Raw genomic sequence first — 20523 nt, 5'->3', positions numbered from 1 at the left:
AGCTTAAGCCAGCGGGAAATGGCATGCGGCCAGATGCGCTCCGCCCCGGAGCTCCGGCTGCTCCTCGCGGCAGCGGGGCTGGGCCAGCGGGCAGCGGGTGTGGAACCGGCAGCCCGAGGGCGGCGCCGCCGGATTCGGCACATCGCCGGTGAGGATGATGCGCTCCTTGTCGCGCTGCAGCGGATTCGGCGCGGGATAGGCGTCCAGCAGCGCCTTCGTATACGGATGCTTCGGCCGGCTGAACAGTTCGTCCGTACGCGCAAGCTCAACGATTTTGCCCAGATACATCACAGCGATCCGGTCGCTCATAAACTTGACTGCACCCAGCCCGTGGGCAATGAACAAATACGTCAATTGAAAATTGTTTTGCAGCGATTTGAGCAAATTCAGAATCTGCGCTTGTATGGAAACGTCGAGCGCCGAAACGGGCTCATCGCACACGATCAGCTTCGGCTGTAAAATGACGGCCCGGGCAATCCCGATCCGCTGCCTCTGGCCCCCCGAGAATTCATGCGGGAATTTGTTCAGCGCATGCTTGGACAAGCCTACGATATCCAGCAGCTCCGATGCCTTTTTCCTCGCTTCGTCCTGCGTCAGCTTCGCATGAACCATTAACGGCTTGATCAGCAGCTCGCTTACACGCTTGCGCGGGTTCAGCGAAGAATAAGGGTCCTGAAAAATAATTTGCATTTCCGAGCGCACCTTGCGCATTTCCTGCTCGGACAGCTCATGCACATTATGATTTTTGTAGAACACCTGACCCTCCGTCAAAGATTCCAGCTTTACAATGCTTCGGCCGAGCGTCGATTTGCCGCAGCCGGACTCCCCCACCACGCCCAGCGTTTCTCCCGGAAAGACAAGCAGGTCAATATCGTCCACAGCCTTCACGTGACCTACGGTTTTGGAGAAGATGCCTTTCTTAATAGGATAATATTTTTTCAGATGCTCGATTTTGAGAATCGGCTCCGTGCTGATATGGGCTTTATGCAGAATGGCGCTCATAGGTCTCCCCCTCTTGAGTTAATGTATGGAACCGGCGTTGAATGCGGTCAGCGCCAGATCGTCCTCGGCCAGCCAGCAGCGGACGCGGTGCTCTCCCCCCACCTCGAACAGCGGAGGATTGACGCTCCTGCATTTGTCCGTTGCAAGGGCGCACCGGGCCTGAAACCGGCAGCCGGCAGGCATTTCATGAATGGAGGGCACGGAGCCCGGAATGCTGGACAGCTTGTCGTCCGGGCTGTCCAGATGCGGAATGGATGACAGCAGCCCCTGCGTGTAGGGATGCCTCGCCGCTTCGAATAGGGTGAACACATCCGTCTCCTCCACCACCTGGCCCGCATACATGACGAGCACCCGGTCCGCCATCTCGGCCACTACCCCGAGGTCGTGCGTGATCAGGACGACAGAGGTGTGAAACTCCTGCTTCAGCTCCTTGATCAGCGCGAGAATTTGAGCCTGAATCGTCACATCCAGCGCGGTCGTCGGCTCGTCGGCAATAAGCAGCTTTGGCTTGCAAGCCAAAGCCATAGCGATCATCACCCGCTGCCGCATCCCTCCGGACAGAGAATTGGGGTACTGCTTCATCAAAGCTTCCGCCCGTGCGATGCCTACCCGAGTCAACAGCGTGATAGACCGTTCTCTCGCTTCTTGCACGCTGACCCTTTCATGCTGAAGGATTGTCTCTATCATCTGATTCCCTATGGTCAACACCGGGTTTAAGGAAGACATCGGATCCTGAAAAATCATCGAAATCTCTTTGCCCCGCAGCTTTCGCAGCTCCTCGGGCCGCATCTTCGTGAGCTCCCGGCTTTCGAACTTGATGCTGCCTTCTTTGATATGACCGTTCGTGCCGAGCAGATTTAAGATGGAGAGCGAGGTTACGCTCTTGCCGCAGCCCGATTCCCCTACCACCGCTACCGTCTCGCCTTGCTTCACCTGGAATGAAACCTCTTCGACCGAGGTGACCTCGCCGCGCTCGGTGCGGAATACGGTGCGCAAGCTATCGACTTCCAGTACGTTTTTCATGAGATCACCATTCCCCAGCAATAGTATTGTTTAACCCTGAATATACAGAAAGCCGCCTTCCCTATGCAGAGAAAAGCGGCTCCATTGCCTATTCCGGCGTGGCATCATTGACAGACCGGAATTCCTATTCGATTAACTTTATGTCATAAATACTAACACCAATCTCTGGAACGTGTCAATAACCTGCTTGCAAAAAAAGGGTTGACTCTTTTTCATGTTGGTTTCATGATATATAACATAACAATATTCTTGTCTCCAAACGTGTACTTGCCTAACAGGCAACGCTGCTGAGTCAGGAAAGACGTGACACGACACTTATCGTCCGGCATGCATAAGAAAATCCATCCCGAAGGTGTTGCTGCCTATGAAATCGTTATTAGTCTTTTTTCCCGATGCCTCCTATCGGCCGACCTCCAGCCCTATCCAAAGCCTGAATTCTATCGGACTGGACGTCATCTCCGTCTATGTGCCTGAGGATCTTCCCCTGCAAGCCGGCGGCATGGACGGGGTGATTCTCGGCTGTATGGAGCGGAGCTTGAATTCGTGGCTGGAGCTGCTGATCAAGCGGTTCGATCTCCCCATCTGGTGGTGGTGTCAAAGCCCCGGCTTCATCTCCATTATCGAGCACCCTATCGAAGGCATTCTTACCTGCAGCATGAGCCCTTCCGAGCTTCAATGGGCTCTCGTCGTCGGACTCAATAATTACGAGAACCGCCGCTCCGTGCTGCGCCAAATCGAGCAGCTCCAAGAAAAGCTCGACGAGCGCAAGCTGATCGAACGCGCCAAAGGCATCCTGATCAAAACAACAGGCATGTCGGAGGATGAAGCCTTCAAATTTTTACGCAATAAGGCGATGAAGGAACGCAAGAAAATGGCGGCCATCAGCAGCACGATCGTGGACTTATACGGCCCGCTGATGGAACGTTAAGAAGAAAGGCGAGCCCCTCGTCTATCCAACATTAGCGAATGTGAGAGGAGTATTCCCCATCCTATGCTGACCCGAATGAAGGCCCCCATGGAACACTATTTACGGCCGTCCTTTTGGCTTGACTATAACAGTGAGCCCATCCAGGAAACGGTTCTTAGGCTTGTCCCCCCAGCTGCCGGAAAAACGCATGACGAGGTTGAAGCCGCGAGAATCTTGTTCGAATTCGTACGCGACCGGATCCGGCATTCCTACGACGCCCGGCTGGACACGATAACTGCCACCGCTTCCGATACGCTGATCGAAGGGCATGGCATATGCTATGCCAAATCCCATCTGCTCGCCGCGCTGCTGCGTGCCTGCGGCATTCCTTCGGGGCTGTGCTATCAACGGCTCACTCTGTTCGATACCCCGGAATCCGGCTTCTGTATTCACGCGCTCAATACAGTCTTTCTCCGTCCGTTGAACAGGTGGATCCGTCTGGATGCCCGCGGCAACAAGCCCGGCGTGAACGCTCAATTTTCGCTGGATGCCGAGCAGCTGGCCTTTCCTGTAAGGGAACCGTTGGGAGAGATCGATTACCCGGCGAACTATTGCGACCCGCACCCGCTTATCGTCCGCACGCTGACCGCCAACCGGAGCGGCATCGCTATGTACGAGCAATATCTTCCCACATCGCTTCCCGATGAAGACATGATCTGACGCAAAATTTTGTTGTTGACTTCCCTGTTACATACATGTTAGAGTATGTCACATAAACAACTTGATATGTTATTCCGGTTTGTCAATGACGCCAAACCTGTGAATCGGCAATGAAGCCGTCTTTCTTCTATTCGGGAGAAAGGCGGCTTTCTGTATTTTTATACATCTCATTCAATCAAAGGAGTGGTTTTCATGTATCGTCCATTAATCGAAAAAGGCGTCCCGTTATTTTCAGGTATCCGCACCTTCATGCATTTGCCGTATACGCAGGATCTGGACCATGCCGATTATGCCGTGATCGGGGTTCCATTCGATACCGGCGTCAGCTATGCCGTAGGCACCCGCTTTGGCCCCTCCGCGATCCGTGAAATGTCCCAGCGGCTCCGCCCGGTAAGCCAGGCGAAAGGAATCGATACCAGCGACTTTTTATCCGGGATCGATTACGGCGACCTGAAAATTGTTCCCGGCTATATCGACTTGAGCTATGAGGAAATCGAAAATCAGCTCAAGCCGATCTTCGCCAAAGGCGTCGTGCCTATTCTGCTCGGCGGGGATCATTCCATTTCCTACCCTCACGTGAAAGCGGCCGCCAGCGTCTACGGACCGGTCAGTCTCGTTCATTTCGATTCTCATACCGATACCGGTAAAAGTATGGACGAGCGCCGCAAGCATTCCCATGGCACGATGTTCCGTTATGCCGCCGAGGAAAGCTATATCGACGCCTCCACCTCGATTCAAATGGGGATGCGCGGCACTCCGTTCAGCCTGAGCGGCTTGGACGATTCCCGGGCGCTTGGCTACGAGGTGCTGACCACTGACGATGTCAAACGCCTCTCCATCGAGGAGCTGTGCGCCAAGATCAAGGAGCGCGTCGGCAGCAATCCGGTCTTCCTCACCTTCGACATCGACTTCCTCGATCCGGTATTCGCCCCTGGAACCGGTACGCCGGAGGTCGGAGGCTTCACTACCTATGAGGCGCAGCAAATGCTCCGCGGCCTCGCCGGCTTGAACATTATCGGCTTCGATCTCGTGGAGGTGCTGCCCGACCGGGATCTCACGAAGGTGACGGCATTGAATGCCGCCAATATCGCTTTCGAATTCATCACCCTGCTGGCTCTGAACCGGCGCAGCCAAATCGAGCTTGAAGCAAGTACAACCACCGTCGGCTAATACGCACACGCGGCTTCTGCAGCTGGGACCGGCGCTCCACGGCATCCCGACAGCCGACGTTTCAGGAGCGCCGGACACACCGCATTTATATTGAATAAGGGGGCATCACCCGTGAATCGAACAACCACAAAATTTTCGCTCGTACTCATCGCCGGCATTTTGGCCTTGACTACCGCCTGCAGCTCGAAGCAGGGGAGCGGCGCCAAAGGAGCGGAAGGCGCTGCTGCGGCCAGCGCGCCGGCCAACCACCCGAACCGTATTACCATCGGCATGACCAACCCGCCGCTGATGTTCAATCCGATCGATACGGATGCCTCCGGTTCCAATGCGGCCATTTTCGTAAACCGCTATTTATTCGATACGCTGATGAAAATGACGAATCCATTGGAGTTCAAGCTGCAATTGGCCGAATCCTTCGAGCAGAAGGATCCCAAAACGTATGTGGTGAAGCTGCGGCAGGACGCCAACTGGTCGGACGGCAAGCCGGTGACGTCGCAGGATTTTGAGTTTACCGCCAATCTGGTCGCCAATCCGAAGACATTGACTACCATCCGCAACTATATCAGCTTCCTCGAAGGCTTGAATGAGAAAGGGCGGCTGCCCGAAGGCGTTACGAAGCTTAGCGGCATCAAGGTCATCGACGACAAGACGTTCGAACTGGTGACCGCGAACCCGGTCGACCCGAATCTGGTGAAGGAACGGCTCTGCGATTTCCCGATCATCCCCAAGCATGTGTTCGAGAATGCCGATCCGGCCGCTTTGAACAGCCAGGCCTTCTGGAAAAATCCGAACGTAACGAACGGCCCCTATACATTTAACAAGTTCGAGAACGGCATCGTCCAGCTGGCGGCGAACAAGAACTATTACCGCGGCGCGCCGAAGATCGAAGAGGTCGTTGTCAAAGTGATGCCGGCCGCCAATATGGTCGCCCAGCTGCAGTCGCAGGAAATCGATATGAATGCGGGCCAGGGGCCCGGCAACATTCCGCCGAAGGAATGGGAAACCATCAAAGGCATGAGCCATATCCAAACGACGGAAGAGCCCACAAGACGCTACAACTCGATCGAGATTAACACGACCAAAATTGCTGACAAAAGAGTCCGGCAGGCGATGGCTTATGCGATCAACCGGGAGGCTATCGTCAATCAGCTGATGAAAGGAATCGGCGAGCTGGAGAATGGCCCGTACGCCCCGAGCCACCCGTACTACGATAAAGATATTCTGAAGTACAGCTATGATCCCGAAAAAGCGAAGCAGCTGCTCAAGGAAGCCGGCTGGGATTCCAATAAAACATTGGAATTTATCGTTCCGACCGGAGATGCCGTACGCGAAATGTCCGGGAACATCATTCAGCAGAACCTGGAGGCCGTGGGCATCAAGGTGAAGCAGGTGAACTTCGATTTCGCTACAGCCGTGCAGCGGGCGGTCAAAGGAGATTTCGACCTGCTGATCTCAAGCTTCAGCTCCATCATCGACCCGGACGGTTCAAGCAACATCTACAAATCGAGCGCAGCCTTGAATGATATGAGATACAATAATCCGCGGATAGACGAGCTGTTCGCTCTGGGCATGAAGGAAACCGACAAGGACAAGCGTTTCGCGATCTACAAAGAGCTGCAAAACATTATTCAGGAGGATGTCCCGCTGATCACGATTTACTCCGAAAAGAACCTGATCGCCCTCAATAAAGCGATTGACGGCAAGGGCGGCACGATCTACGGCATGCATTACGACGTGAACAAATGGAGTATACGATAAACCCTCTCCGCATAGGCCCGGACCCCGAAAGCTAACTCATGATAGCAGCTCTCGAGGTCTGGGCCTTTTTTTGCGCCAGATACAAGCTGTCCGGCAGACAGCAGGGACGGCCCGATCCGCTGAACCCGCTGCTTACAACGCCCCCGTCTCTGTATCGCCCGCTTTCACCATCTCGTTCCCTCTGTATATCTTGCTATTCCCTTCCGAAGCGACTATGCTTGAATTTATTAAGTCATGGAGCAAGGAGCGTGTGAAGCATGAAGCTGCTTGTCGCTGAAGATGACCTTTCCGTATGTGAAATGCTGCAAATGTTTTTTCAAAAAGAACAATATGAAACTACATTCGTTCATGACGGGTTAAGCGCAAAGCAACGGCTGGAGCAAGAGGCCTGGGACTTCGTCATCCTCGACTGGATGCTGCCGGGCAAGGACGGAATCAGCCTATGCCGGGATTACCGCCAAAATCACGACACGCCTGTCATTCTGCTGACCGCACGCGATCAGGAGCAGGATCGGATTTTAGGCTTGGACCTCGGAGCCGACGATTATGTGACCAAGCCGTTCAGTCCGATGGAGCTTATCGCCCGGATGAAAGCGGTGCTGCGCCGCTACAAGATCAGCCCCTCTGCGGCCGAGGACAGCCAGGACGGCTCTGCCGAAGACAGCGGCGGCGAAGATACCGAGAGCGAGTTCCAGACGCTTAAGCATAAGCATGTCACCATTCAGCTCGAATCCCGGGCCGTCATTATTCAAGGCCATACCATCACGAATTTAACTCCGAAGGAATTCGACCTTCTTTGTCTTTTCGTCCGATACCCCAAGAAAGTGTTCACCCGCGAGCAGCTGCTGGAAAGCATCTGGGGCTATGATTATTTAGGCGAAGAGCGAACGGTTGACGTACATATTAAAAGACTGCGCAATAAAATCTCGGTGCCGGATTGTTCATTGATCGTTACGGTGTGGGGTGTAGGTTATAAGCTGGAGGAATAACATGGGTAAAGGCATACCGCGGTTTCGTTACCGCTTTACTTTCTTCGCAAGGCAGTTCGTCAGTCATCTTATCGTATCCTTACTTATCCTCGTCGTTCTCGCCTCCGGATTCGTCTATTATATGAAACAGCAGGCGCTTGAGATCGAAACCAGCGAGCTGAGCAGCGCCGGCAAAGGCATCGTCAGGCTGCTGGTCCGCGAAGATATCGAGCCGACGTCCGCGATTCAAGCCTACCGCAATTTGCTGAGCGAAAGAAAAATTTCGTTCATTTTCCTAAATAAAACGGGAGACATCGTCTACAGCGATCCGAAAATGCCCGCACCTTTCCGGACAAAGCCGTTTTTGAACGAGATGCGGCAGCATATGTTTACGATGCAGGACAATGAAAGCTTCATTGTCACGAGCATTGAAAACCAGCCGCTCGTTGTCGTCCCGAAGCCGATCCGTTCCAAAAACCTGAAAGGCGACTTGTACTTATTCGTCTTCTCCCCTCTTCAAGGCTATGACGTTACGCTGCAGACCTTTAACGAGGCCTTGATTTATATTGGGCTGATCGTATTCGTGCTTGCCGTGCTGGTCAGCTGGCTGATCTCCCGAAATATGAGCACAAGCATCCGGGCGCTGCGCCGGGCCACCCATCAGATCGCTTCCGGCAATTATTCCTCCCGGCTGCCGGTTGAGCGCTCGGATGAGCTTGGGGAATTGTCGGCTGACTTCAACACCATGGCCATTCAATTGGAGGAAACCTCCAACAAACTGCAGCAGTACGAGAAACGGCGCAGACATTTTATTATGGACATGACGCATGAGCTCCGCACTCCGCTGACCTCGGTCCGCGGCATTATCGAAGGGCTTAAGAACGATCTCGTTGCCGACCCGGAGGACAAACAGAAATATTACGCAATCATCGAAAAAGAAACGTTCCGGCTTATTCGTCTGATCAACGAGCTCCTTGATATGGAGAAGATTGAAGCCGGTATGATTACTTTGCACAAGAAACGCAATGCGCTGAGGGACCTGCTGGACATTGTCGTAGAATCGCTGGAGGTTCTTATCGAAGCGAAGCATCTCAGCATCGTGATCGAGTGCGATCCCGATCTGATGGTCTATGGGGACTATGACCGTCTTACCCAAATTTTGATCAATCTGGTCAAAAACAGCCTGCAATTCACCGAATTCGGCTCCATCCAACTGAAAGGCTCGGAGAACGAGACGGAAACCCGCATTGAAATTTCGGATACGGGCCGGGGGATGACGGCCGAAGAGCTTTCACTCATCTGGGACCGCTTCTACAAAGCGGACCCGTCGCGGTCGAAAAACAGCAGTGAGACCGGTCTGGGCTTGTCCATCGTGAAGCGGCTTGTCGAGGCGCACCATGGCACGATTGCCGCGGAGAGCACCCCCGGCGAGGGAACGACGATCCGCATTCTTCTGCCCAAGGCGCAGGAACCGGCAAGCCTCCCCGCCGCAACCAGCGAACCGGGAACACCGGCGGAGGAAGGTTGAGATGGCGGCCTATTCGGCTCGCCTGCACCTTCTCCGCCTTGTTCCCGGCTTTTTCTTCCCGTTATAACCGCCCGTAAGCCCTGGCATAACGCGCAATCCGGCCAAAAATGCGCTTATCCTTCAATTTATTGAAGATATACGGGTCCGGGCAGGTGTTGGCCTCCAGCACCCAAGGATGGAGCCGCTGATCCAACGCTACATCAAGCCCGATTTCTTTAATTCCACGGAATCGGGAATGCAGCTGCTTGGCGGCCATCATGCCGAGGCGCTTGAGCCGGGATACGAAAATCCGCTTCTTCCGTTCAGGCATATAAGCGGCCAACAGCTTCTCGATCGGCGTAATTTTACCTCCGTTATGCACATTGGTCACTACCTTGCGCGGATCCCCCACACGCCCGATCACCCCTGTCGCCTCCCATCTGCGGCTCGGCGACTGCTGGACCATGACCCGGATATCAAACCGCCGTTTGCGGTACTTGGTCAAATGAATCCCTTTCTGTACCAAATACCGCCGCCGGCGCGTCAGCTTGCGAATGGAATCGAACATCTGATTGAAGGAAGCGAACTGTCTTGCCCGCAGTCCGCTCTGGTAGCTGTAGGTTCCATTCCCGCGGATCTCAACTCTCATCACGCCATTGCCGTAAGTGCCGACATCCGGCTTGATATAAACCATTCGATACCGGTGCAGCATCGACTTCAATGAATCCCGGGTCATCCGTCTCGTCTCCGGAATATTCGACCGCAATGCGCGTTTCATCCACAGCACGCGCGTTTTTCTCCACTTGCTTGTAATATGCCGCCCTCTTCTACACCTGCTCATGTCATCCACCTTTCCTTTATTTCCCGGCTGCGGCAGAACGGTATACCCGTTCCAGCTTAGTCACCGTCGCCTGCCAGCTGAACCGCTTCAGGCAATCCTTGCGGGCTTTGCCGCCCAGTCTGCGGCGAAGCTTGGCATCGTTGGCGAGCTTGACAATCGCCCGGGAGAAAGCCTCCGGACTTTTATAGCTGCGGATCAGCAAGCCGTTGCGCCGATGCTTTACAATCTCTTTAATGCCCCCGTTATCCGAGGCAATGACCGGAATGCCGGAGGCCATCGCTTCCACATTGACCAATCCGAACGCTTCGTGCTTTTGCGACGGGCATACGAAGCAATCGGCCTTCGCATACACTTTATGCATCCGGCGGTGCGGCACGGCCCGAGAAATTTGGCATTTACACCCAGCTGATGAGACAGGGATCGCAGCCGCCGCCCGTAGGCTTTGTTCGAAGCTCCTCCGGCAATAAGCACGGCAATCCGGCGCTTCGCCCATTTGCGGGCCGAGCGCGCCGCTTTCAGCAGGACGGGAATCCCCTTGCGCGGAATAAGCCTGCCAGCGAATAATAAGGTAAACCGGCCGGATTTTTTACGTCTTGCCGGACGAAACCGCTTCACGTCAACTCCAAGCCATACTTTATGAATCCGCCCTGCCGATCCGGGAAACCTTCGGGCGAGCTCCCGCTTTAGAGAAGCGCTGTTCGCAATAATGATATCCGCTTTGCTCAAGCACGCTTTCCCTTCTCTGCGGGATAATCGCGGCGAGGATACGAAGGTGAGCGAATGAAGAAACAGCGAGACCGGCGTATGCGGGAACAGCCGTTTGACGTCCCGGACAAAACGGGGACGGTTATCGATTTGAATCAGATCGTAATGTTTATTGCTAATATAAGCTTTGACATGGGATAAATAGGTTTTGGGGCTTCCTGTCGGAACCCTCACGATGTTCACACCGTCAATGACCGAGCGTTTCGAATAATTGCCGTGCTTGCGGCTGATCACCGTTACCTGGTGGTGGCGGGCCAGCTTTTTGGCGATGGCTAAAATGCATATTTCCACGGAACCCCCGAGAACCGGCGGTACCGGAATTTGCTCTGGTGCTATAATCAAGATTCGCATGGCATAACACGCCTGCCCTTCGAGGTAGTTGAAACACCATATTGTATGCTTTTCCCCCGGTGATGGTTAAGGGCAGGCGCCCATCCTTCCCTCAAACGGTTAAGCAGGCAAAACAAATCCCCCCTTCCCTGCGATCGAAACGATCACGGGAAAGGGGGGATTTAATGAAGGTCGAGCTAAGCTCCGGTCTCCGGCCGCCTGCAATAAAAGCAGGCTACAGCTCAGGACGGTCAGGGCTCAGCTCGGCTTCGAGCTTTTTCGTCTCGCCCAGTAAATGAAGGAAGAAGCGGATATAGAACGAGACCATGACGAAGAAGATGCCTGCGGTTAACGGGTCCTTCGTAAACTGCTGGGCCGGATCCGCGTTAGCCGCTGCGATAGCTTCAGGCGACATCGTATACATGGTCAGCACTTTGTAGCCTACCCGGGCGACCAGAAGCAGCAGCACCGCAATTTGAACGCCGAGATGGGTGCTGTAATACCAGCCGTCCTCGCGTTTTTCGAGCTGCGTATGCTTGACGGCCAGATGACTCAGCACCAGGCCGCAGAGCAGACCGATCCCGTCGGCAATCAAATTCGAGGGATGCAGGAAGCCGAGATACAGAAAGATACAGCCGACCAGGCTGAACAGGACAATGCGAAACCAAAAGCGGGAACGCGTCAGCTTCTGAAAGCCGACGGTCCGTTTAAATCTCCGGTAAAGGATGAAGCCGATCAGCACGGTCATGCCGACCGTCGTTCCCAAATGCTGCATAGCCGCCTACCTCCTGGGTTGACTTCTTAAGGAGCCTGCTCCAGAAACTTCGCGTTCGGGTATTTCTCCATCGCCGACCGCATCGCATATTCGCTCTCGAACAGCACGACGTAATTCTCCTTCTTATCTTTCACCAGCTGGGAGTTAATCCGAAACTTGCTTGGATCGATATTGTCATCGATAATCCAGCGGGCGAACTGGAAGTTCAACCGCTGCAGCTGGACATCCACGCCATACTCCGCCTTCATCCGGTACTCGAATACCTCAAACTGCAGCTGGCCGACCACGCCGAGAATCAGATCGTCGAATCCGATGGTGCGGAACACTTGGATCGTTCCTTCCTCTGTCAGCTGGTCGACTCCTTTCTGAAACTGCTTATGCTTCAGCGCGTTTTTCACCGTTACTTTACAGAACAGCTCGGGGGAAAACGTCGGCAGTTCGTCGAATTCGATACTGCCGCCCTGGCTCAAGGAATCGCCCAAACGGAAAATACCCGGGTCGAACAACCCGATAATATCGCCCGGATACGCCTCTTCGACAATATCCCGATCCTGCGCCAGAAACTGCTGAGGCTGCGCCAGCTTGATATCTTTACCGACACGGACATGCTTTACCGCCATGCCGCGCTCGAACCTCCCGGAGCAGATGCGCAGGAACGCAATCCGGTCGCGGTGCGCGGGATTCATGTTCGCTTGAATTTTAAAAATATAACCGGTGAACTTCTCGTTCGTCGGATCGATCTCGCCCTGGGTGCTGCGGCGCGGCGTCGGCGTCGGCGCCAGCTCCAGGAAATTCTCGAGAAACGTCTGCACGCCGAAATTATTGATCGCGCTGCCGAAAAAGACCGGCGTCAGCTCGCCGCTGCGCACCTTCTCCATATCGAATTCGTCGCCGGCCACATCGAGCAGCTCCAAATCCTGGACCAGCTGCTCATAGAAAAATTCGCCGGCGATTTTTTTCACCAAAGGATCGTCGTAGCCGCTTACTTTCTCCACTTGAATTTCCTTGTGGTCGTCGCCCTGGAACAGCTCCACCTGCGTCATTTTGCGGTCGTAAACGCCGCGGAACTGCTTGCCGGAGCCGATCGGCCAGTTCATCGGATAGGAACGGATGCCAAGCACCTGCTCCAGCTCCTCCAGCAGATCAAACGGATTTTGCCCCTCGCGGTCCATTTTGTTAATAAATGTAAAAATCGGAATCCCGCGCTTGCGGCACACCTGGAACAGCTTTTTGGTCTGTGCCTCGACCCCTTTGGCCGAGTCGATCAGCATGACGGCGCTGTCCGCCGCGGTTAACGTCCGGTACGTATCCTCGGAAAAGTCCTGGTGACCCGGCGTATCCAGAATGTTCACTCGATGACCCTCGTAATCGAACTGCATTACGCTGGACGTAACCGAGATCCCCCTCTGCTTCTCAATTTCCATCCAGTCGGATGTCGCATGCTTGCTCGCTTTGCGGCCTTTTACGGTACCCGCCAGACGAATCGCGCCTCCGAACAGCAGCAGCTTCTCGGTCAGTGTCGTTTTCCCCGCATCCGGGTGGGAAATAATGGCGAAAGTACGGCGCTTCAGCACCTCTTCCTTCATTTTATTCTGTGTATTCATGCTCATGAGATTCTTAGTCCTTCCTCAAATGGTTGTCATCATTAGCTTTCGCTTAGGTCAGCTTGATATTCCAATCCGCTTCCTTCAGCCAGCTGCGGTTGCTGAACTCGCGCCCGCGAACCGTTACCCGGTCTTTATATACCTGGACATAAAGACCCTGCGATTTTTCCTTCGCTTCATTCTGAAAGCTCCGGTTCAGCACCCGGCCGACCGAAGAGTTATGGAAAAAGTGGAACGTTTCCTTTACATAATGCTCGGTTCCGTTCTGGAAATCCTGGTGCCGGTGACCGCAGAACACGAACACATTTTTATACGGCTTCAAAATTTCGCGGAACTGCTTCGCGCGGATCAATTGATGGCTGCCTCCGTCGGAGCCGATAGGCGGCAGAGGCTGGTGCACCATGACGAACGTCGGCTTGCCGTCTTTGTGTTTGGACATCTGGTCCTTGAACCAATTCAGCTGGTCGTCGGAATACCATGCGCCTTCGCCCACCTCCGGCTTCTCCTGAACGTATGCCTCCTGCGAGAGCAGCAGCACGGGAAAACCGTTGATATCAGCCGAATGATACGGCTTCTCCAGCCCGAAAAACTTCTGGAACCGCTCCCGCGCCTGCCAATCCGTCTTGCCGTTCGGCGCCGTTTCCTTGTTGAAGGCCCCTTTCTTGTCGACCCAAATATCGTAGTAATCATGATTGCCCATGTTGGCGTACAGCGGAGGCAGCTTATAGGCCGACAGCAGCTTTTGCAGCTCTTTATAGCCGTCCGTTCCCCCGAAATCGGTTAAGTCGCCCGTCAGCATGATGGCTTCGATCGGCGATTCGAACTGCTTGATATCGTCCAGCGCCTGCTTCATGTGCTTGATCGTATTCGGATCGTAGACCGAGATATGCAGGTCGCTCAAAATCATAAACGAGAACAACGGACTATGTTCGTCCTGCGCTCCCGCAGCAGCGGCCGTCGTAGTCGTCTCCGGCTTCGGCAACACCAGCTCCTCGCCCGCCTTCGCTTCGCTCTGCGTCTCCACGGAACGCTGAAGCACCTTCATCAGTCCGGTAAATGCCGCGGCAATCAGTACCAGCAGCCCGAGCAGCCAACGGATAAAAGCCCGTCGTGACATGTGGAATTCCCCCTGATCTTCTAGCTTCTCTATTTATCCATACCCGGTCTCCGGTTGAGCCCTCTCTATTATAGCTTCTAATAAGAAGACGCGCACGGCTTTCATCGCGAATTCTTCATATTGGCAAATAACCCCGGTTCCGCCGCCTCGTCCGGCCCGTCTTCAATCAAGCGCTTGCCGGAAGCGGCGGGCCCTGTTCACCAAAAAAAGGGCCCGTACCCGGTAAGTACGGCCCTTTTCTATCTATGACTGCCCGCTGATCCGCCACCGGCCCATGAGCACTGAAGCCCGATGGTGCCGCAAGCGCGCTCCGCATCCGCGCCCCAGGCTTGCTCTGCCAGTATATGCAGCGCGGCTTCCAAACGCCTCCTGCAAGCAAATACGCAGCTCCCGCTTCGGAAGGAGCAGGCTCTGCCCTGAACCCGAACCGGCCCTTCGGCTTCAGCCGTCCAGGCCGGGAGATTTTATCCCCGCGCCGCGCATCCATCCATAACTGCACGGGCCCTTCCATTCCGCGCAAGCGATGGATTATCACCGCACAGTAACCTTCCATTTCGAACGGTCGATAATCGCCGTGCGCGTACGGTAACCTGCTATTCGGTGCGATCCATTACCGCTGCGTGAACTCCCAGGCAACCTCGCCCTCGTCCTGACCGTTGACCGGCCACCATTTGAAGCCGTCCTCGGACAGCAGCTGCTGCGCCTGATCCGGCCCCCATGTTCCCGCAGGATACAGATGGAGATTGTCCGTACGCTCGCCCCAAGCGGAGGCGATTTTGTCCACGTACTTCCAAGCCAGAGCCACCTCGTCCCAGCGGGTGAAGTAAGTGGAGTCCCCCCGCGCGGCGTCATAAAGCAGGCCTTCGTACGCTTCCGGCGTATTTAAACCTACCTGGCAGCTTTGGCAGAAGTCCATCGCTACCGGAATGATCGTCCCCTCGGAGCCCGGCTGCTTCGCATTCATTTTGAAATAAATACCTTCCATCGGATTCACGCGGAACACGAGCAGATTCGGCTCCAGCTTGTGCTTTTTGGACAAGTATACGTTGTTCGGCACATTTTTGAATTCCACGACCACCTCGGTCGTTTTTACCGGCAGACGTTTGCCCGTACGGATATAGAACGGAACGCCGGCCCAGCGGAAATTATCGACAAATACCCTTGCCGCAAAATACGTTTCCGTCGTCGATTCCGGATTCACCGATTCTTCCCCGCGGTAACCGGGAACCTGCTTCCCTTTTACATTACCGGAAGCATACTGGCCGCGAACCGTATTGGCGCGCACCTCGGATGCCGTTTGAAAGCCCCGCAGCGCCCTGAATACCTTGACCTTCTCGTCGCGGATATCCTCGGGAGTTTGGCGGCTCGGCGGCTCCATCGCCATCATTGCCAGCATTTGCAGCATATGATTCTGGCCCATATCCCGCAGCGCGCCGGAATGGTCGTAATAACCGCCGCGTTCCTCAACGCCGACCGTTTCGCTGAGCGTAATCTGGATGTTAGCAATATACTTGTTATTCCAGAGCGGCTCGAAGAACGCATTGGCAAAGCGCACCACATTGATGTTCTGCACCATCTCTTTGCCGAGATAGTGGTCGATGCGGTAAATATCCTTCTCCTCAAACACCTGGCGGATTTCGGCGTTCAGCTTCTCTGCGGAAGGCAGGTCGTAGCCGAACGGCTTCTCGATCACCAGCCGCGTCCAGCCGGACGTTTCCAGCAAGCCTCCAGCCTGCAGGTTATGCGATACGCTGCCGAACAGCTCCGGCGCCAAGGCCAGATAGAACAGCCGGTTGCCGCCGATATCGAATTTCTGATCCAGCTTCGACGTCAGATCGCCCAGCGCTCTAAAGCCCTCTACATTATTAATGTCGAGCGACATGTATTCAAAATGCTCCGCAAACGATTCCCACTTCTCGTCTTTCGTTACATTATAACGGGCAAATTCCTTGATGGATTCATGCACATCCTCGCGGAACTGCTCGTTGGTCCGGCTGCGGCGGGCCAGACCGATTACGGCAAAGCGGTCTCCGAGCTTGCGCTCGCGATACAAGCTGTAAATAGCCGGGTACAATTTACGACGAGCCAAGTCCCCCGTAGCTCCGAACAGCAAAAACACGGTATTGGTCATGTTCTCCTCATTCTTTCTTTATGTATTTTTTGGCATATCGCCCTAAAAATTCGAAATATTCGAACCCCTTTAGCATATCGAAAACCGCGGCAGGATTCAATATTTAACTCTAGTAATCTCGTAACAGTTTCCCCAATACTATAGGCTTTATGCATAAATTAGGCGCTAACCTGTAGGCCTTTATCCAATCGCACGGGCTTTGGCCCGAATATGGTGAAATGAAGGAAAATACTGGAGGTGTCAAGATGAAACCGATTCATCCGATTTGCGAGGAACAATGCAGAGAACATTACGGCAAGCCTGTTCTGGTGATCTTAAGGGACGGCAGCGAGCTCGTCGGCGTCCTGAGCCGATACGACCAAGACAAACTTATCCTTAACGGAGAAACCTTCCCTGAGGATCTGCCTACTTACAACAAGTCGATCCAGCTGAAGAAGCATAAGAAATTGTCAATCAACCAGAAGAAAAAAAGCGGCGGGAAGGCCGCCGTATCGGCCTTCCCCGGAGCCTTTGGTCCGTGACCCGGCGTCTCGCCTTTCTTCCCATTCGGCGGCCCTTTGGTTTTGGAACCTGGCCTTGATTGCGCTGCTGTTCGCCTTAATCTAACCTGACGGCAGCCGAACCAGGGGAGGAACCATTCCTTGGCTCCTCCCCTTAAGGCCCCGTATTCGGCGTAAGCGTTAGGCCAATGCCATAAAGCAGCCCGACGCAGGGCATCGGGCTGAACGCACGTTAGCGGTACAGCCCCGGCCGCTGTGCCTGCAGCCGCTTTGTCAGCATATAGCAGCGGATGCCGGTATCGTAATGAACGGCCTCATATCCTTTTGCCTTATAGAAATGCTGCGCCTGCACGTTCGTATCGTCCACCCACAAGGTCACTTCGCGGTAGCCTTCAAGAACAGCCGTCCGTTCCGCCTGCTCCAGCAGCCGGGAACCGACTCCCTTCCCCTGCCACCGGGGATGAACGGCCAGCATGTCGACGTACATTTTATCCTTCTCCATCCGAAGCGAGACGAAGCCTCCCGGGGTTTTGCGTCCGCACGTATCAACATAGGTCAGGCAGGGCTTCAACCGCTTGCGGATTGCGGCCAGATCCACGCGAAGGTCAGGCTGCGTCTCCAAAGCAAAGGGAACGAGAAGCAATTGGACAAGCTCATAGATGGTCTGGTCATCCCGGCGTGGAATTCGTTTGCGGATCAAGCAAGTCGCCTCCTCACATAAAACAGTTACTTCATCATCGTATGAAGGGAGAAGAGGCTCTGCCATTATTTCAAATATTTTTTACCGACGAAGGCAAGAAACAGGACGCTGACGATGATAACTACTGCAATAACGGCTACTTGTGCCCACTCCATGGTCAATGCCCCTTTTTATAAGTTAATTAAACATCATACTCTACCTAACAATCCATTGTCAATGTCCAATTTACGGGAAACGGCATGTCATGTATAATGGGAGCAGCATATGACTCGGTGAATGCCCAAGCCCCGCTAAGGAGACGGCAAACCGCAGGTCAACAGCCGGGAGCAAGGGGCAGAAATATGGTATTCAATGTTGCGCAGGTGGCTCGGACGTACCGGTCGAACGCGCTGTGGCACTCCAATGAAGAAATCTGGAAACGACGCGGGGGCCTCTTCCTGCCTCCGGGGACGCCGTCCTCCGAAGAGAAGGCGCGAAGCGCAAATGTTCTGCCCTGGACAGGCAGCTCGCCGTTTGACCGGTTCGCCCGGGAGAGCACGTATGCCATCGCGGCCATTCTCCAAACGGCCGTGCAAGTCAAGCGGGCGGTACGCAAGCTGCAATCCCATACGCAAGCGTCGGCGGTAGACCGGAGAATCGCGCTCAGCAGCGATGCTGCGGTTGTGACCGCGTCGGCTGCGCCTGGAGCGGCGATCCGGTCGTACCGCATTCGGATCGAACGGGCGGCCTCCGCCCAGTACAACGAAGGAACGGCCCTGCCTGCTCAGGCGGTTACGACGATAGCCGCCGGCTCGAATCAAATGAAGCTGAGCTGCGAGGGGCGCTCCGCCCCTTTCTCCATTTATGTCGTCCGGACCGATACGAACCGGCATGTGCTGCAAAAAATACGGGCTGCCATCCGCCAGACCGGTCTTCCCGTGGAAGCAGCGCTGCACGAAGATGCCGAGGCGGACACAGTCAAACTGAAAGTGGCCTGTTCTCAGACCGGCAGCGGCCGCTCCTTCGCCATTGCGGATGTATACGGAACTGCGGCCCGTTCGGCCGGCATCCTGGCTGTCACGCAGCCGGGGACGGACGCCCTGTACCGGATCGATGATGGAAAGACTGTTCGCTCGGAATCCAATCGGGTCACGCTCGATGGGGGGAGGCTTACGCTGACTCTCCATCGAGGGAGCGACACCGACGTGACAGTGAACGTTGTTCCCGATGAAATCGAGGCTAGGCAGGAGCTCCAGCAGCTCGCCTTAAGGTTTAACGAGCTGAGCGCAGCTATCTCGCAGGCGAACCGGTATTTGAATACATTGCGGGTGCACCGCGTACTCGAAGAGGCGGTGCATCTTGGGCTCGAAACGGCGCTCCGCCCGCTTCCTGAACCGGAGCCGTTGCCGTTGCCGGAACTGGAGCCATTGTCGGAGCCGGACCTGCTGTCGGAAGAACCTCCAGCGGAAAAGCCCCAGCCGCTGACTTCCTCGCCCTGGGACGGCATCGGCCTGCGCCAGTACGCCGACGGGACGGTCGAGGTCGACGAAGCGGCGCTGGATCTGATGCTCGCAAGCCGCTTCGACCAGTGGCGAAGCAGCCTGCGGGCTGACGAAGGGCCGACCCGGGTGCTGGTCGGGGCGTTGAACCGGCTGCTGGCGCTGCCGGCGGAGGAGCTGTTGGATAGGCGCAAGGCCGCCTATCAGGCTTTTGCAAGCTATGGTTTCCGCCCGTGGGGCAGCCTCCGGACGTATCTCCCTCTGCCGCTTGCCGGCACGCTGGTTAACCGGCAGTTCTAGCCCTCCGCACTTATTTTCGTCAATTCTATTACACTGCCAGAGTCCTGATTTGGATATATATGGGGGAACAGTTTCGGAGAATCATAAAATACGACCCCCACCAGGAATAGCGGGAGCCGAAGACATGCGCTTGCTTATACAATTCATTAGCAACGATGCTATGTGTCAGCATCTCACCATACTCCGCCGCATCTGGCGAGTTTACCCGAGTAATCCCAACACCCTGCTAAGCTAATAAGCTGGCTGATACATAGCTCGAACGAACTTGAATCCGTTTCAGGCCCATCCATTAAATTTACACCAACACGCCAATTCACATTGCACAAGCCCAAGCGTTGAGTACGCCTGAGCTCTGAGAACAGGTAAATGCGGCTCCGATATTCTATTTCCTCACAAGCGACACATAGTACTCCGCATCTATGGAATGTTTCAAATAATCTAACGATCTCTTCTCCTTCGGATTGAAGGTATCTCCTCGTAGTAAGATTTCAAATGATTATCTAAACTCCAAATTCTTATTGATCCTATTGCAGGAACAGTATCCTTATATTTCTTGTACACTTGTACGATAGACAAGTCACCGATTCCAATCTCCATAACTGCGTATTCTACAACGGCACTCGATATTTCTAACAAATCTTCTCTCTCCAGCTCCTGACCAAAATAGGTCCAAGGAGCCTGATCATTAACCGTTCTTTTAATTAATTCAGCCATTACTAGAGCTCGTTCTCTTCTCAGATTGCCGTCAGCAATATGCGCAATATGATTACCCGTTTCTATTATGGTTGCCAAGGGCAGAATCAATATCTGTTGTCTATCTTGTTGCAACGAAGTCAGTTCTGCAATAATTTCTTGATGATTCTGATTCATGTGGGGAATGTTTATAATATTACACAGGATGGAAGTGTCGATAATACTTACATGCAT

18 protein-coding genes and 2 pseudogenes are annotated in these 20523 nt (G+C 54.4%); 8 read left to right on the top strand and 12 right to left on the bottom strand.

Annotation, left to right across the window (positions count from 1 at the left end; genetic code table 11):
• Window positions 1-3 precede the first annotated feature (3 nt).
• Both ACHHV8_RS02435 and ACHHV8_RS02430 read right to left on the bottom strand, forming a co-directional pair.
• Window positions 4-1002 (bottom strand): ABC transporter ATP-binding protein, encoded by a 999-nt coding sequence (locus ACHHV8_RS02435; RefSeq protein ID WP_395156427.1) that lies wholly within the window; start codon window positions 1000-1002, stop codon window positions 4-6.
• Window positions 1003-1020: 18 nt separating this feature from the next.
• The gene (locus ACHHV8_RS02430; protein ID WP_395156425.1) at window positions 1021-2025 is read right to left on the bottom strand and encodes an ABC transporter ATP-binding protein; all 1005 of its coding nucleotides are present in this window, start codon (window positions 2023-2025) and stop codon (window positions 1021-1023) included.
• A 364-nt stretch (window positions 2026-2389) separates the two neighbouring features.
• On the opposite strand from ACHHV8_RS02430, the gene ACHHV8_RS02425 reads away from it, so the two are divergent.
• The 6 genes from ACHHV8_RS02425 to ACHHV8_RS02400 all read left to right on the top strand — a co-directional run bounded on the left by ACHHV8_RS02425 (window position 2390) and on the right by ACHHV8_RS02400 (window position 9076).
• A complete protein-coding gene (locus tag ACHHV8_RS02425) occupies window positions 2390-2953 on the top strand; it encodes an ANTAR domain-containing response regulator (protein WP_395156423.1) in 564 nt (187 codons plus the stop codon).
• 87 nt (window positions 2954-3040) lie between these two features.
• Window positions 3041-3652 carry a transglutaminase-like domain-containing protein gene (locus ACHHV8_RS02420; RefSeq protein ID WP_395156421.1) on the top strand — a complete coding sequence of 204 codons (612 nt, stop codon included), beginning with the start codon at window positions 3041-3043 and terminating at the stop codon, window positions 3650-3652.
• Between the two features lie 192 nt (window positions 3653-3844).
• On the top strand, window positions 3845-4822 hold the full coding sequence (speB, locus tag ACHHV8_RS02415; protein ID WP_395156419.1) for an agmatinase: 978 nt from the start codon (window positions 3845-3847) through the stop codon (window positions 4820-4822).
• 111 nt (window positions 4823-4933) lie between these two features.
• Complete coding sequence (locus ACHHV8_RS02410; RefSeq protein WP_395156417.1) at window positions 4934-6580, top strand: ABC transporter substrate-binding protein; 1647 nt, start codon at window positions 4934-4936, stop codon at window positions 6578-6580.
• A 257-nt stretch (window positions 6581-6837) separates the two neighbouring features.
• Window positions 6838-7569, top strand: a complete 732-nt coding sequence (locus ACHHV8_RS02405; RefSeq protein ID WP_395156415.1) for a winged helix-turn-helix domain-containing protein — start codon at window positions 6838-6840, stop codon at window positions 7567-7569.
• Window position 7570: 1 nt separating this feature from the next.
• Window positions 7571-9076: an ATP-binding protein gene (locus tag ACHHV8_RS02400; RefSeq protein WP_395156413.1), complete on the top strand. Its 1506-nt coding sequence runs from the start codon at window positions 7571-7573 to the stop codon at window positions 9074-9076.
• A gap of 61 nt (window positions 9077-9137) precedes the next feature.
• Here ACHHV8_RS02400 and ACHHV8_RS02395 read toward each other — a convergent pair whose 3' ends face one another.
• From ACHHV8_RS02395 to zwf, 8 genes and pseudogenes are all read right to left on the bottom strand, one after another.
• Complete coding sequence (locus ACHHV8_RS02395; protein ID WP_395156411.1) at window positions 9138-9896, bottom strand: YheC/YheD family protein; 759 nt, start codon at window positions 9894-9896, stop codon at window positions 9138-9140.
• A 16-nt stretch (window positions 9897-9912) separates the two neighbouring features.
• A pseudogene (locus tag ACHHV8_RS02390) lies at window positions 9913-10511 on the bottom strand (glycosyltransferase family 4 protein).
• 51 nt (window positions 10512-10562) lie between these two features.
• Window positions 10563-11012, bottom strand: a pseudogene (locus tag ACHHV8_RS02385) (glycosyltransferase); the annotation flags it as partial.
• 214 nt (window positions 11013-11226) lie between these two features.
• A complete protein-coding gene (locus ACHHV8_RS02380; protein WP_395156409.1) occupies window positions 11227-11766 on the bottom strand; it encodes a CcdC protein domain-containing protein in 540 nt (179 codons plus the stop codon).
• 26 nt (window positions 11767-11792) lie between these two features.
• Window positions 11793-13370, bottom strand: a complete 1578-nt coding sequence (locus ACHHV8_RS02375; RefSeq protein WP_395163404.1) for a peptide chain release factor 3 — start codon at window positions 13368-13370, stop codon at window positions 11793-11795.
• 52 nt (window positions 13371-13422) lie between these two features.
• Window positions 13423-14487: a metallophosphoesterase family protein gene (locus ACHHV8_RS02370; protein WP_395156407.1), complete on the bottom strand. Its 1065-nt coding sequence runs from the start codon at window positions 14485-14487 to the stop codon at window positions 13423-13425.
• 166 nt (window positions 14488-14653) lie between these two features.
• The gene (locus ACHHV8_RS02365) at window positions 14654-14986 is read right to left on the bottom strand and encodes a hypothetical protein (protein ID WP_395156405.1); all 333 of its coding nucleotides are present in this window, start codon (window positions 14984-14986) and stop codon (window positions 14654-14656) included.
• A gap of 111 nt (window positions 14987-15097) precedes the next feature.
• Complete coding sequence (gene zwf / locus ACHHV8_RS02360; protein ID WP_395156403.1) at window positions 15098-16618, bottom strand: glucose-6-phosphate dehydrogenase; 1521 nt, start codon at window positions 16616-16618, stop codon at window positions 15098-15100.
• Window positions 16619-16863: 245 nt separating this feature from the next.
• Here zwf and ACHHV8_RS02355 point away from each other — a divergent pair, with 245 nt between their 5' ends.
• Window positions 16864-17139 (top strand): hypothetical protein, encoded by a 276-nt coding sequence (locus tag ACHHV8_RS02355; RefSeq protein WP_395156401.1) that lies wholly within the window; start codon window positions 16864-16866, stop codon window positions 17137-17139.
• A gap of 211 nt (window positions 17140-17350) precedes the next feature.
• On the opposite strand, the gene ACHHV8_RS02350 is transcribed toward ACHHV8_RS02355, so the two are convergent.
• The gene (locus ACHHV8_RS02350) at window positions 17351-17818 is read right to left on the bottom strand and encodes a GNAT family N-acetyltransferase (protein WP_395156399.1); all 468 of its coding nucleotides are present in this window, start codon (window positions 17816-17818) and stop codon (window positions 17351-17353) included.
• Between the two features lie 341 nt (window positions 17819-18159).
• On the opposite strand from ACHHV8_RS02350, the gene ACHHV8_RS02345 reads away from it, so the two are divergent.
• Window positions 18160-19596, top strand: coding sequence for a hypothetical protein (locus ACHHV8_RS02345; protein WP_395156397.1), 1437 nt, complete (start codon window positions 18160-18162; stop codon window positions 19594-19596).
• A 438-nt stretch (window positions 19597-20034) separates the two neighbouring features.
• Here the strand turns inward: ACHHV8_RS02345 and ACHHV8_RS02340 are convergent, their stop codons facing one another.
• A complete protein-coding gene (locus tag ACHHV8_RS02340; RefSeq protein WP_395156395.1) occupies window positions 20035-20523 on the bottom strand; it encodes a hypothetical protein in 489 nt (162 codons plus the stop codon).

Source organism: Paenibacillus sp. TAB_01 (assembly GCF_043945595.1).
GTDB lineage: Bacteria > Bacillota > Bacilli > Paenibacillales > NBRC-103111 > Paenibacillus_S.
The sequence above is the reverse complement of the archived record's forward strand: the minus strand, read 5'-3'. Positions and strand labels throughout refer to the sequence as shown.

What these genes read in the sequence shown, in the direction of transcription:
- ACHHV8_RS02435 (WP_395156427.1), bottom strand. Translation starts at nt 1,002, where the DNA reads ATGAGCGCCATTCTGCATAAAGCCCATATCAGCACGGAGCCGATTCTC.
- ACHHV8_RS02430 (WP_395156425.1), bottom strand. Translation starts at nt 2,025, where the DNA reads ATGAAAAACGTACTGGAAGTCGATAGCTTGCGCACCGTATTCCGCACC.
- ACHHV8_RS02425 (WP_395156423.1), top strand. Translation starts at nt 2,390, where the DNA reads ATGAAATCGTTATTAGTCTTTTTTCCCGATGCCTCCTATCGGCCGACC.
- ACHHV8_RS02420 (WP_395156421.1), top strand. Translation starts at nt 3,041, where the DNA reads ATGGAACACTATTTACGGCCGTCCTTTTGGCTTGACTATAACAGTGAG.
- speB (WP_395156419.1), top strand. Translation starts at nt 3,845, where the DNA reads ATGTATCGTCCATTAATCGAAAAAGGCGTCCCGTTATTTTCAGGTATC.
- ACHHV8_RS02405 (WP_395156415.1), top strand. Translation starts at nt 6,838, where the DNA reads ATGAAGCTGCTTGTCGCTGAAGATGACCTTTCCGTATGTGAAATGCTG.
- ACHHV8_RS02400 (WP_395156413.1), top strand. Translation starts at nt 7,571, where the DNA reads ATGGGTAAAGGCATACCGCGGTTTCGTTACCGCTTTACTTTCTTCGCA.
- ACHHV8_RS02395 (WP_395156411.1), bottom strand. Translation starts at nt 9,896, where the DNA reads ATGAGCAGGTGTAGAAGAGGGCGGCATATTACAAGCAAGTGGAGAAAA.
- ACHHV8_RS02380 (WP_395156409.1), bottom strand. Translation starts at nt 11,766, where the DNA reads ATGCAGCATTTGGGAACGACGGTCGGCATGACCGTGCTGATCGGCTTC.
- ACHHV8_RS02375 (WP_395163404.1), bottom strand. Translation starts at nt 13,370, where the DNA reads ATGAATACACAGAATAAAATGAAGGAAGAGGTGCTGAAGCGCCGTACT.
- ACHHV8_RS02370 (WP_395156407.1), bottom strand. Translation starts at nt 14,487, where the DNA reads ATGTCACGACGGGCTTTTATCCGTTGGCTGCTCGGGCTGCTGGTACTG.
- zwf (WP_395156403.1), bottom strand. Translation starts at nt 16,618, where the DNA reads ATGACCAATACCGTGTTTTTGCTGTTCGGAGCTACGGGGGACTTGGCT.
- ACHHV8_RS02355 (WP_395156401.1), top strand. Translation starts at nt 16,864, where the DNA reads ATGAAACCGATTCATCCGATTTGCGAGGAACAATGCAGAGAACATTAC.
- ACHHV8_RS02345 (WP_395156397.1), top strand. Translation starts at nt 18,160, where the DNA reads ATGGTATTCAATGTTGCGCAGGTGGCTCGGACGTACCGGTCGAACGCG.
- ACHHV8_RS02340 (WP_395156395.1), bottom strand. Translation starts at nt 20,523, where the DNA reads ATGCATGTAAGTATTATCGACACTTCCATCCTGTGTAATATTATAAAC.